The sequence below is a fragment of the Oleiphilus sp. HI0117 genome, assembly GCF_001635235.1.
Genome location: NZ_LWGA01001120.1, coordinates 1 through 12,019, shown reverse-complemented (window position 1 = coordinate 12,019; position 12,019 = coordinate 1). Strand labels below are relative to the sequence as shown.

Genomic DNA, 12,019 nt, shown 5'->3' with positions numbered 1-12,019 from the left:
ATTAGGCCACTGATCCTTTCTTCTGAGTAGATAGGTTTTGTTAGCTGTATAAGCAGTAATTGGTTTAGTTTATGTCTATTTTTGAAGACCTTTGGCAGCAAGAGATTGACGCTCTAAAAGCTAAGAGTTTATTGCGTTCTCATCGCTTGCTAAGTTCGCCTCAGCAGATTGAACCGCTTGTTGATGGTCGTAAGCTTCTTTCCTTTTGTAGTAATGACTATCTAGGTTTAGCGAATACTGCGCTGAAGAAAGCAGCCAAATCCTGTATCGACAGGAGTGGTGTGGGCAGTGGCGCCTCGCATCTTGTCGTTGGGCATCATCAAGAACATGAAGCCTTAGAGTGCGAACTTGCAGAGTTTACCGGGCGTGATAAAGCGCTGGTTTTTTCTAGTGGCTATATGGCCAACTTGGCAGTGGTATCTACCCTGGTAGGAAAGGGCGACATTGTGCTGCAGGATAAGCTTAACCACGCCTCGCTTATAGATGGTGGCTTATTGAGTGGAGCTCGCTTTCAACGCTACTTACACAATGACGTTTCCAGCCTTAGTTCTCATTTAGATAAGCTCTCGACACGTAGTCAGCCGGTAGGTGTGAAACAAAGCAAGGCCTTAGTCGTTAGTGACGGCATATTCAGCATGGATGGAGATATCGCACCCCTGAAAGATATTGCAGCAACCTGCACTGCGCAAGGTGCCTTATTAATGGTTGATGACGCGCATGGCTTGGGTGTTATTGGTGAACAGGGAAAAGGCTCATGTAATGTATTTGGACTTGCTCAGAAAGACGTTCCTGTGTTGATGGGTACCTTTGGCAAAGCCTTTGGTACATCAGGTGCTTTTGTTGCTGGTTCAGAGCTTCTAATCGATTACCTGACTCAAGCGGCACGCCCTTATATTTATACAACAGCTATGCCACCGGCGATTGCGGCTGCAACACGAGCTAGTCTTGATCTGATTAAAAAAGCCGATCAGAAGCGAGCACATTTATCCTCTTTGATCACTTACTTTAGGCTTGAGGCACAAGCGCTAGGTTATTGTCTTGTTGAATCAAATAGTCCTATTCAGCCTTTGATTATCGGCAGTAGTGATGATGCTATCGCACTGTCAAACTTCCTGCTTAGTCAGGGCATACTGGTAACCGCTATTCGTCCTCCTACTGTTCCTGCTAATACCTCGCGCTTACGTGTGACCTTTAGTGCTGATCATGATCTAGCCCACGTTGAGCAACTGCTCGATGCCCTCAGTATGGCGATAGATTTAGGTATTGTGACACCAGATGTCTAAGCAAACTGTGCAACATATTGTGTTAGTGAATGGCTGGTCAGCGCCGACCTCGATGTGGGAAGACTTTTTTGCAGAAGGTTTTGACGGATATTCTATTGATGTCTTGAGTCTTGCTGGTCTGACATCCTTGGATGAATGTAGTCGAGCTATTGACGACTGTGTTCAGCCAGGAACGCTTGTTGCAGCTTGGTCTCTTGGTGGTCAGCTGGCTCTTAACTATTTGTCTAACTATAGTTCTGAAAAGTTACGTAAGGGATTTGTTGAAGGCGTGGCTCTTCTTCAATCGACCCCATGTTTCGTTAATCAGGATGGTTGGCCCTATGGCGTCACAACTGAAGACTTTGATTCGTTGCAGGGCTTGGTTGAGGCTGAAGAGTGGTCGCAGCTGGTTCGTCGTTTTTCCTTTTTACTGTTATCGGGAAGTCAGTACCGACACTTGGACAAAAAGTTCCTGCATTTAGTTTATACAGTGGAGTCGCTGCCGCCAAAATCTAGTTTAGAGTTTGGTTTAGGTTTACTGAAAAGCTTGGACTTAAGACAGTGCCTGGAAAATATATCAACTCCAATGTATTGGCTTCTAGGTAGTCATGACAGTCTAATCGCTCAAGACTTGGCAATCTATATCGAGAATCAAGTTGCTGAGAGTCCGGTAGCTAACGAATGTCGCGTAAAGGTAGTTAATGACATGGGGCATTTACCCTGTGCCAGGCATGCTATGGATATTAAAAAGCACTTGTTCTCGTTTTTGGAAACTCTATGACGATTGACTCGATAGAAAAATCCCAGATAGCCCGGTCTTTTGGTCGAGCTGCTGCCAGTTATGACTCAGTAGCGCATTTTCAACGTTGGACTGCTGATAGGCTCTTGAGTAAGATTTCCTTAAACGATTGCCGTCGAATGATTGACTTGGGCTGTGGTACCGGGTATTCGTCTGATAAGTTAAAGGAGAGATTTTCTTCCGCAGAGTATATGGGCGTTGATTTGTCGGTAGATATGCTCACTTATGCGCGTTCTCAGCATGCGGCTGATGGTCAGTTTTGGCTTGCTGGCGACGCCGAAAATTTACCAATAGCGTCCAGTAGCCATGACTTGGTTTTTTCCAGTTTAGCGATTCAATGGTGTGCCGACCTCCCAAAGATGTTTGCAGAAGTACAGCGAATATTAAAACCGGGTGGCATGTTTGCATTTTCTACCCTGATTGACGGTTCCTTGTTTGAATTAAAAGAAGCGTGGCACGAAGTTGATGAACTTCAGCATGTTAATGAGTTTGGTAGCTTTCAGGAGCATAAGCGGGCCTTGGATAATATAGCGTTTGATGTTCGCACCTTTAGTCAAGAGGCTAAAGTTCTTCGATACTCTTCAGTGCGGGAGTTAACTCGTGAGCTAAAAATGTTGGGAGCGCATAACATTACGGCTCATCGACCAACGGGAATGACAGGCAAGGCCAAGCTAAGAGACTTTGTTTCAGCTTATGAGGCGAAGCGTGTAGAAGGCGGTTATTTGCCCGCAACATATCAGGTTTTGTGGGGGGTATTGGTTAAAACGTAGTTTTAGCGTAGGTCTAGTAACTTAGCCTAGAAAACTGTAGCCAATAGACTGACTCAATATTAAAGAAATATAAGGTAATAGATGATGGCGAATGTATATTTTGTCGCGGGTACCGATACAGAAGTTGGAAAGACTTTTTCCAGCTGTGCTCTGTTGGCTGCTGCAAACTCGAAAGGCTTGAGTTCGATGGCTCTAAAGCCAATCGCTGCAGGTGCTGATGAGTATAAAGATGCTAATGATAAAGTAAGCATGCGAAATGAAGATGCTGTCGCCTTGATGTCACATATGTCGGTCGATCTACCGTACAGTCAAGTTAACCCAGTATTACTCAAAGAAGCAGCTTCGCCACATATTGCTGCTGCGCTTGAAAAGCGAACGCCAAGTGCATCGCGTATTACGGGTATCTGTCGTGGAGCGCTGATGAAGAAACCGGATTTCGCACTTATCGAAGGAGCAGGGGGGTGGCGGGTACCGATTAGCCCAAGAGAAACGATGGCTGACTTGGCACGACAGTTGAACTATAAAGTTATTCTAGTTGTTGGTTTGCGTTTGGGGTGTTTGAATCATGCGATGCTAAGTGCAGAGGCAATCAGAAGAGATGGCTTGGAGATAGCTGGTTGGGTTGCGAATAGTTTGTCGAGAGAAACAATGAGCTATGAAGCTGAAAATATAGCGACTTTAAGCTCGGCTTTAGGTGCACCGCTTATTGCTCACTTACCTTTTAGCGAGAGCGGTAAGCCTGAGGAGCTTTGTAAATATGTGAATCTGGACTGTCTAGATTTGTAAGGCTTTGATCAGGCTGGTTGAAAAACATACAGATATTTGCTTAAATAACATACATAAGGAGAGCAGTGTCTGAATTGCTCGAGTAATTAGTATTAGAGTGTTCGCAGAAAATAGTCACAATATTTGCTGAATTCTTTACTTCGTATAGGTGCTTGTCATGAATGTAAATACTGTTTTACAGACCGGTATTCAAGGCTTACAGCAAGGTCAAGAGGGTATGCAGAAAGCTGCAACAGAGATTGTGAATGCGAGTACTGTAAGTAATAGCGAAGGCTCCAGTTCTAGTGTAATTGAACCAATAGTTGATTTAAAATTATATGAAAGGTCAGTTGAAGCATCGGCGCAAGTAGTCAAAACAGCTGACGAAGTTTTAGGAACCTTGCTTGATACCTTGGCTTAATACGTGAGGGCCTTAAGTTTTATTTAATAGCTGGAAGTTACCTCAATAGAGAGGTTTTGTTATGAATATATCGCCGCAAACAAATCTATCTTCGCCAGTTCATGCTGAGCAGAAGACGGTGACGTCTGAGCAAAACTCAAATAACTCCAGTTCAAAAGACTTGGCTTCGGTCAGTACCACGCCAGCGGTTAAAGTTGGCCTGTCAGTAAGTGAGAATTCCCAAGCTGCTGCCAATGCAGCCCTTCCCCAGTTATACAGCCGAATTTCATTGGCTAAGAATAACCAAGAACAACTTTATGTCGACGATGATCAACGAGCAGCGCCTTTTGAGAACGATGAGGTCGCGAGCAAGCTAATTGCTGATGAAGATGGTCGTACAGTTGGGAGTGATGACTCCGACCTTGAAGATGAGGTGCGAACTCAGAATGGCGACCAGCAGAGTGTTGAGCGAAGTTCAACAGAAAGTGCCGGTGAACGCCGTATAGAAGAGCAACAAGAAGCGATTATTGAGGAACAGATAGCGGAGCTTAGAGCAAGAGATCAGGAAGTGAGAGCACATGAGCAGGCCCATAAAGCGGTGGGCGGTCAATATGCTGGTGCCGCATCATTTACTTATCAGTCTGGCCCTGATGGAAATCGTTATGCTGTGGGAGGGGAGGTTTCAATCGATATATCGCCTATTCCCAATGACCCTCAAGCTACAATTTCAAAAATGAATACGGTCAAAGCTGCAGCGAATGCTCCTGCCGAGCCTTCTGGTCAGGATCGTGCTGTGGCAGCTCAGGCTCAAAGGGTAATAGCTCAGGCTCAAGCTGAATTGGTTGAAAAGAGAGCTCAAGAGTTAGAGCAAACACAGCTACAAGCTCAAGAGTTAGAGCAAACACAGCTACAAGCTCAAGAGAATAAAGATCGCCTTGAGAAAGAGAAAGAGCAGACCGACGCTCGAAAAGATGAACGCAGTGCTCAGGTTTTAAGTGTTCAGGAATTCGAAAGAATTGCTTCACTTGATCAAAAAACTGTTTCTGATATTGACGACCTAATCTAAAACAATAAAAAATTACAAATTCCCTTTTCTATTTCAGTGCAGTTTTTAAAAAAGCTGCTAATCTTCTGTTTTACAACTAATTTTGCCGATATGTCGTGGTTTGGTGGCGGTATTTTCCTGTCCGCTATGCGCTTTTTTTTCATATGAATTATCGGATTTTTTGTAAGGAAATCTTGACATTGGCTTTAAGCAAACGTATGTTTCAAACAGTCGTTTGATATTCAATGCTTGAAAATCGAGTAAATGCTCGAATTGAAGTGACCCACTCAACGACCTGCTATGAACGAATAGCTTAATACGGTGGGTGACCTGATTGACTGTAAGAGTCGACGTTAATAAACGAATTTTATTAGTTTTTAACAAGCGTTAAAACGTAAATAAATATATTTGAGGTTTTTAGCTATGCCAGAATACAAAGCTCCCCTACGAGAAATTAAGTTCATCATGAACGAAGTTTTGAACAGTGAACAGCACTACGCAACCATAGGAGCAGATGATGCTTCTCCAGACATGGTCGAAGCGATCATCGGCGAAGGTGCAAAGTTTTGTGAAGAAGTACTAGCTCCTCTTAACCAAGTAGGTGACCAGGAAGGTTGTACTTGGAGTGAAGATGGTGTTAAAACGCCAACAGGTTTTAAAGAAGCATATAACCAATTTGTAGAAGGCGGCTGGCCTTCAATGAACGCGCCTGTTGAGCACGGTGGACAAGGTCTACCTGAGTCCATCAACATCGCTTTGAGTGAAATGATTGGTACTGCTAACTGGTCTTGGGGTATGTATCCAGGCCTAAGCCACGGTGCACGTGCGACAATTCAAGAGCATGGTACGCCTGAGCAGCAGGAAACTTATCTAACTAAGCTGATCAGCGGTGAGTGGACGGGTACCATGTGTTTAACAGAGCCTCAGTGTGGTTCTGACCTAGGTATTTTGACTACTAAGGCTGAGCCAAATGCTGATGGTAGCTACAACATCACGGGTACGAAGATCTTCATCTCTGCCGGTGAGCACGATATGGTTGATAACATCGTTCACATTGTTCTAGCACGTCTTCCTGGCGCACCAGAAGGTACTAAGGGTATTTCTCTGTTTATCGTACCTAAGTTGTTGCCAGATGCAGACGGTAATCCAGGCGAGAAAAACAACGTTACCTGTGGTTCTATCGAGCACAAAATGGGTATCCATGGTAACGCAACTTGTGTGATGAACTTTGATGCATCAAAAGGTTGGTTGATTGGCCCAGAAAACAAGGGTCTAAACTGCATGTTCACATTCATGAACGTTGCACGTATCGGTACTTCTATTCAAGGTCTTGCTGCTGCTGAAGGTTCTTTCCAGGGTGCGCTAACTTACGCTAAAGAGCGTCTAGCTATGCGTTCTTTGACTGGTAAGAAGAACCCGGAAGGTAAAGCTGACCCAATCATTGTTCACCCAGACGTTCGCCGTATGCTTCTAACTCAGAAGTCTATCGCTGAAGGTTCTCGTGCAATGATCTACTACGCAGCGCAACAGGCTGATTTGGTAGAGCACGGTAGTGATGAAGAGAAGAAAGCAGCTGACGAGATGTTAGGCTTCTTAACGCCTATTCTTAAAGCTTTCTGTACTGAAGCTGGTTACGAGGCTGCTAACCACGGTGTTCAGGTATTCGGTGGTCACGGTTTCATCGCTGAGTGGGGTATGGAGCAGATCGTTCGTGATACGCGTATCGCACTAATTTATGAAGGTACAACTGGTATCCAGGCACTTGACTTGTTAGGCCGTAAAGTTCTAATGACGCAAGGTGCTGCACTTAAGAACTTCACTAAGTTGGTTCACACTTTCTGTAAAGAAAATGCAGATAACGAAGGTTTGGCGCAGTTCATTGAGCCGCTAACCAAGCTAAACAAAGAGTGGGGCGATATTACGATGAAGATTGGTATGAATGCCATGAAGAATCGTGATGAAGTTGGTGCAGCGTCAGTTGATTACCTAATGTACTCAGGCTATGTATGTTTAGCATACTTCTGGGCGAAGATGGTTGATGTTGCTCAGCAGAAGCTAGCAGAAGGTACAACAGAAGAAGCGTTCTACAAGACTAAGCTGCAAACTGCTCAGTTCTACTTTGATCGTATCTTGCCACGTACTTTAGCTCACGCTCAAATGATTGAAGCGGGTGCCGAGTCTATGATGGCTGTTGAAGAAGATAACTTCGCTTTCTAAGCTTGAGTTAATCTGATTCAAAAAAAAGCCCGCATTCGCGGGCTTTTTACGTTAAAATGCGCCGCATGATTTAAATGTGCGGCGTTAGGTTTTCCCGGACATAAGTAAATCACACCCGAATAGCCACAAGCAGCTCGGGGTTTTTATTGAAAAATACCTTGTAAGACAAGGTTGTTACGTGTTGGATCAACAGAGGATAGAGGGTAGTTACATGGCTGAGTATAAGGCTCCGTTAAAAGATATTCGTTTCGTGATGAATGAAGTGTTTGGTGTAGAGCAGCTTTGGGCTTCGCTTGCGGGCACAAAAGACACCATCGATATTGATACTGCTGACGCAGTATTGGAAGAAGCGGGTAAGATCACTGCATCACTAATTGCACCTTTAAGTCGTAATGGTGATGAAGAAGGTTGTAAGTGGACTGACGGTGTTGTAACGACTCCAGCGGGTTATAAAGAAGCTTATAAGACTTTTGTTGAAGGTGGTTGGTCAGGTCTTACGGGTAACCCTGAATACGAAGGAATGGGTATGCCTAAAATGGTAGGTGCTCAGTATGAAGAGATGCTTTATTCTTCTGATATCTCTTTTGGTTTATATGTATGCCTAACTTCTGGTGCAAGTTTGGCAATTGATGCACACGCCACTGAAGAGCTTAAGCAGAAGTATCTACCTAAGATGTATTCTGGCGAGTGGGCTGGTGCGATGGACTTAACTGAGCCGCATGCAGGCACAGATCTAGGTATGATCCGCACTAAAGCTGAAGACAACGGTGACGGTAGCTACGCGATCACAGGTACTAAGATCTTCATTACAGGTGGTGACCAAGATCTTTCTGAAAACGTTATTCATTTGGTCCTCGCTAAGCTTCCTGATGCGCCTGCCGGCCCTAAAGGTATTTCTCTGTTCTTGGTTCCAAGAAACAAGGTTGATGAGAACAACGTTGTTGGCGAGAACAATAATGTAACGGTTGGCTCTATCGAGCATAAAATGGGTATCAAAGCTTCTGCAACCTGTGTCATGAACTTTGACGGCGCTCAAGGCTGGTTGGTTGGTGAGATTAACCAAGGTCTAAACGCAATGTTCACAATGATGAACTACGAGCGTTTGAGTGTTGGTATTCAGGGCTTAGGTGCTGCTGAGCGTTCATACCAGAATGCTGTTGAGTATGCATTGGATCGAATTCAGGGTAGAGCGGCAACAGGCCCGGCTCAACCTGAAAAGGCTGCTGACCCACTAATCGTGCATCCTGATATTCGCCGTATGTTGATGACTATGCGTGCTTACAATGAGGGTGGTCGTGCCTTCTCTAGCTATGTTGCGACTTTCTTGGATACAGCGAAATACTCAGATGACGCTGATGAGAAGAAGCATGCATCAGCAATGGTTGCATTGATGACGCCTATTGCAAAAGCATATTTGACTGATCGTGCTTTAGATTGTTGTATTGCTGGCCAGCAAGTATTTGGTGGTCACGGTTTCATTCGTGAGTGGGGCCAGGAGCAGTTGGTTCGTGATACGCGTATTACGCAAATCTACGAAGGTACTAATGGTATCCAATCTTTGGATTTGATGGGCCGTAAGATTGTCGCCAATGGCGGTAAGTTCTACGAACTATTTGCTTCAGAAGTCGCTTCGTTTATTCAGGTAGAGGCTGATAATGCTGACTTGGCTGAATTCGTTAAGCCACTGTCTGCAGCGCTTGAGCGTTTAAGTGATGTAACAGAATATGTTATCAATAGCGTTAAGGATGATCCAAACGCAATTGGTGCTGCATCGGTTGAATACCTGGAATTGTTTGGCTTAACTGCTTACGCTTACATGTGGGCGAAGATGGTTAAAGCGGCAGCACCAAAAGTAGGCTCAGATGAATTTTATGCGTCTAAGGTCAAGACAGCTAAATTCTTCTATAGCCGTTTGTTGCCTAAGACTGTTTCTCTAGCCGAGCTTGTACGTTCTGGTAGTGAAGATATGATGGCTTTGGCTGCGGATCAGTTCTAAGACTGATTTACTCCAGGCATAAAAAAACCTGCTTTTTGCAGGTTTTTTTATGCCTGATTTTTATAGTAGCTAAGCTACTTGGAAATTATATTTCTATTTCCATTATTAATATNNACAGCGAAAATCGCTTTTTCTTCAGAATCGGTAACGAGAAGTGAGTTAGAGTCTGGGTTGAAGCTTAGGCCTGTTAGGTTTTTAAATAAAGGGCCAGAGCCGATCGCACGGTTAGATAAAACTTCCCGGTCACCACTGCTTAAATCAACTGATATTATCGCCTTGAGTTTCTGGTCAGCGATGTAGGCGGTATTCTGTGCAAGGTTCAAATCGATTGCTATTGGGTTGAGCAGGTTAAGCCCCGAGCCAACATCGATCGAAGATACGATTTCAGCGTTTTCTGACTCGGCGTTCCAACGGATGACGGCATTTAAGGCGCTATCGACTGCGTAGATTGATGTGTTTTGCTGGTCGTAAGTGATGTCGCTTGGCTTGGATAGTTTTGATGTTGAGTTTCGAGACAAGCGTTTGTTAGCCGCGATATCAGTTTCGTAGCTGTTTAGATTTACTGATTGAATTCTATCCAGGTAAATGTCACTCACAAGTAATTGGTTGCTCTCTGGCTTAAGTGCTAGCCCTGATGGAAGCTTAAGCTCTGTTGCGCCTAGTCTAGGGGAGGGGGTAATTAAGTTTCTGTCGCCACTAGCTAGGTCAATTTCCCAGATATTTTTTTGCTCGCGCATGCTAACCCATACACTTGATTGAGAGGCGTTAATCTCCAGGTCGACTGGGTTCAATATAGCGGGGCCTGAGCCTAGTTCGAGGTTCGAGTTCGACGCAGAGATAACTTTACGGCTACCTGTCTGTAAGTCGACTTCAAATAGCGCATTGTGATGCCCTTCGGTAATCAAAGCCATATTATTGCCAATGTGCTGAATCGATGTAGGTGCTTCAAGGTTTGGGCCACTACCGTAGCGGTTGCTAACAAAAAGTTCGCGCTGACCTGAAGAAAAGGCAACTGAGAATACGACCTTAAGCTCGGTGTCGTTTACAAGTAATCGTTCATTTTGCTGATCGACGACCAGCTGTTTAAACGTTTTGAACTCTTCACCCTTACCATCGTTTGCTTGGCTCAGTATCGTTCGGTCACCAGTCTCGACATCAATCTCGATAATTGATTTTGAGTCTTCATCAATTAGCCATAATTTGGTCTTTGTGGTGAGCTCCTGGTCTATATCAGTGACTTCAACAACCCCTGCAGCAATATCCGATATGTATGAGAAAGAGCCCGAGGCGCTACCTTGCTCACTTGAAGAAATGATTGAGCTTGTACCTGTTTCTATATCAATGGATAGAACCGTATTATTGCCATTGTCAGAACAGTAGAGCACACCATTGTGAAATACGATTGCAGTTGGTTTTAGTAATTCAAGGCCGGGATTAGCATTGTCTGAGAGGATGGGCCAGCGATTAGGACTTAACTGCTCGTCGATATCAAACACTTTAATGATTGCACCACTTTCTGAATTTTCATTCGCCATCAACAGGTAGAGGATGCCGCCGTCGCTATCGATGGATATATCAATAACATTGTTTAGGCCGTTGGCCAGAGTGGTTAAATTACCGCTGGGGTATTGGCGAGCGAGAATAGCTTGTGAAACTGGCTGCGTTTCCCTTACATCAAGAATAAGTTCTCGCTCTTGGTTTGTGTCAAAAACAGTTGTTTGAGGTTTGATTAGGCTTTCGCTGTCATTTGCAGCATACAAGGTTAGTCTTGGTGAGTTTATATCTGTAGCGTAAGTCTTAAGCTTATTTGCATCGCTTATTAATAATTTATTATCAGAGGTGATAGCCAGGTGGCTTGGTTCTTCAAAAATCTCATCGATTCTTGTAACCCTTAAGTCAAACTTATCTTCGCGTTTATTGCCTGCACCATCAATTGTATTGATGTTCAGTTCACCGATATCAGGTTCGGTTGGAAGATCTACACGCCAGTTTGCGTAATTATCATCACTCGTAACTGGTTCACCATTTACTGTGACGCTTTCGATACCACTATGCTCATCATAACTGGAGCCGCTAATTGTCACCACTGAGTTAGTCGTTGTTCTACTGTAGGTAGGTGATGTGAGCGTTGTTGTTGGCTCCGCTTTATCTCCACCGGAGTTACTACCTCCATCACAGCCAAACAAGGAGAGCGCCATTATCGGCAGGCTCACCTGTAGAGAGCGTTTAAAATTGATTCCATTAAGCAACTTGTTCATATCTATATTCTTTAGCCGGGATATCTGATTGGTTGGCACCAAGCTCGATTTTAGCGCTTGGTGCCTTTGCACAATAAACTTAGTACAGTGCTAACTATTGGATTATCGTTTCAAGAGCCCAGGTGTTTAGCGTTCCTGAGTTGGTGATCGTTGCTTTATCCTCTACTTTGAGTGTCCAGACACCTTGAGTAGACTCACCGTTAAATGCGCTTAAGGCGTTGTGAGGAATAACTGTGCCGCCGATACCGGGGGAAGAGTTACAAACGTTCTCTACAGCGGAGCTTCCCTGATCATCGAATGTTGCGTCGACATCATCGTTGGCGCAACCGAAATCGAACCAGCCGCCGGTTGTTCCAGGTCGGTCCATAATTACAACAGATGTGCCTGCAGGGCTTGTGAGCGTTAGGATCAGGTCTCCTGGTCGGCCATGCGATATATCAATCATAACATTAAGGTCAGCTAACTGACGGTCATCGGATATAGTCATACTGGTTGAGTTCGATGATG

Annotated in this window: 9 protein-coding genes; 8 read left to right on the top strand and 1 reads right to left on the bottom strand. The window is 44.5% G+C overall.

Features of this window, described 5'->3' with window-relative positions; genetic code table 11:
• Positions 1 to 71 precede the first annotated feature (71 nt).
• The 8 genes from bioF (at position 72) to A3757_RS20080 (ending at position 9,254) form a co-directional block, all read left to right on the top strand.
• Positions 72 to 1,283: an 8-amino-7-oxononanoate synthase gene (gene bioF, locus A3757_RS20115; RefSeq protein WP_068740175.1), complete on the top strand. Its 1,212-nt coding sequence runs from the start codon at positions 72 to 74 to the stop codon at positions 1,281 to 1,283.
• Positions 1,276 to 2,043: an alpha/beta fold hydrolase gene (locus A3757_RS20110; RefSeq protein ID WP_068511407.1), complete on the top strand. Its 768-nt coding sequence runs from the start codon at positions 1,276 to 1,278 to the stop codon at positions 2,041 to 2,043. The genes bioF and A3757_RS20110 overlap by 8 nt, the downstream gene beginning before the upstream one ends.
• Entirely contained in the window at positions 2,040 to 2,831 is a 792-nt protein-coding gene (gene bioC, locus A3757_RS20105; RefSeq protein WP_068511408.1) for a malonyl-ACP O-methyltransferase BioC, read from the top strand. Before A3757_RS20110 ends, bioC begins: the two co-directional genes overlap by 4 nt.
• Positions 2,832 to 2,912: 81 nt before the next feature.
• Positions 2,913 to 3,617, top strand: a complete 705-nt coding sequence (bioD, locus tag A3757_RS20100) for a dethiobiotin synthase (protein ID WP_068509783.1) — start codon at positions 2,913 to 2,915, stop codon at positions 3,615 to 3,617.
• A gap of 157 nt (positions 3,618 to 3,774) precedes the next feature.
• Positions 3,775 to 4,017, top strand: a complete 243-nt coding sequence (locus A3757_RS20095) for a flagellar basal body rod C-terminal domain-containing protein (RefSeq protein WP_068509785.1) — start codon at positions 3,775 to 3,777, stop codon at positions 4,015 to 4,017.
• A gap of 61 nt (positions 4,018 to 4,078) precedes the next feature.
• Positions 4,079 to 5,062, top strand: a complete 984-nt coding sequence (locus tag A3757_RS20090) for a putative metalloprotease CJM1_0395 family protein (RefSeq protein ID WP_068509787.1) — start codon at positions 4,079 to 4,081, stop codon at positions 5,060 to 5,062.
• 402 nt (positions 5,063 to 5,464) lie between these two features.
• Entirely contained in the window at positions 5,465 to 7,258 is a 1,794-nt protein-coding gene (locus A3757_RS20085; RefSeq protein WP_068509789.1) for an acyl-CoA dehydrogenase C-terminal domain-containing protein, read from the top strand.
• Positions 7,259 to 7,469: 211 nt separating this feature from the next.
• Positions 7,470 to 9,254, top strand: a complete 1,785-nt coding sequence (locus A3757_RS20080; RefSeq protein WP_068509790.1) for an acyl-CoA dehydrogenase C-terminal domain-containing protein — start codon at positions 7,470 to 7,472, stop codon at positions 9,252 to 9,254.
• A gap of 2,352 nt (positions 9,255 to 11,606) precedes the next feature.
• Here A3757_RS20080 and A3757_RS20070 read toward each other — a convergent pair.
• Positions 11,607 to 12,019: proprotein convertase P-domain-containing protein (locus A3757_RS20070; protein ID WP_231878331.1), on the bottom strand; the 413-nt coding region annotated here is incomplete at its 5' end.

What these genes read in the sequence shown, in the direction of transcription:
- A3757_RS20080 (WP_068509790.1), top strand. Translation starts at nt 7,470, where the DNA reads ATGGCTGAGTATAAGGCTCCGTTAAAAGATATTCGTTTCGTGATGAAT.
- bioC (WP_068511408.1), top strand. Translation starts at nt 2,040, where the DNA reads ATGACGATTGACTCGATAGAAAAATCCCAGATAGCCCGGTCTTTTGGT.
- A3757_RS20110 (WP_068511407.1), top strand. Translation starts at nt 1,276, where the DNA reads ATGTCTAAGCAAACTGTGCAACATATTGTGTTAGTGAATGGCTGGTCA.
- A3757_RS20090 (WP_068509787.1), top strand. Translation starts at nt 4,079, where the DNA reads ATGAATATATCGCCGCAAACAAATCTATCTTCGCCAGTTCATGCTGAG.
- bioF (WP_068740175.1), top strand. Translation starts at nt 72, where the DNA reads ATGTCTATTTTTGAAGACCTTTGGCAGCAAGAGATTGACGCTCTAAAA.
- A3757_RS20085 (WP_068509789.1), top strand. Translation starts at nt 5,465, where the DNA reads ATGCCAGAATACAAAGCTCCCCTACGAGAAATTAAGTTCATCATGAAC.
- A3757_RS20095 (WP_068509785.1), top strand. Translation starts at nt 3,775, where the DNA reads ATGAATGTAAATACTGTTTTACAGACCGGTATTCAAGGCTTACAGCAA.
- bioD (WP_068509783.1), top strand. Translation starts at nt 2,913, where the DNA reads ATGATGGCGAATGTATATTTTGTCGCGGGTACCGATACAGAAGTTGGA.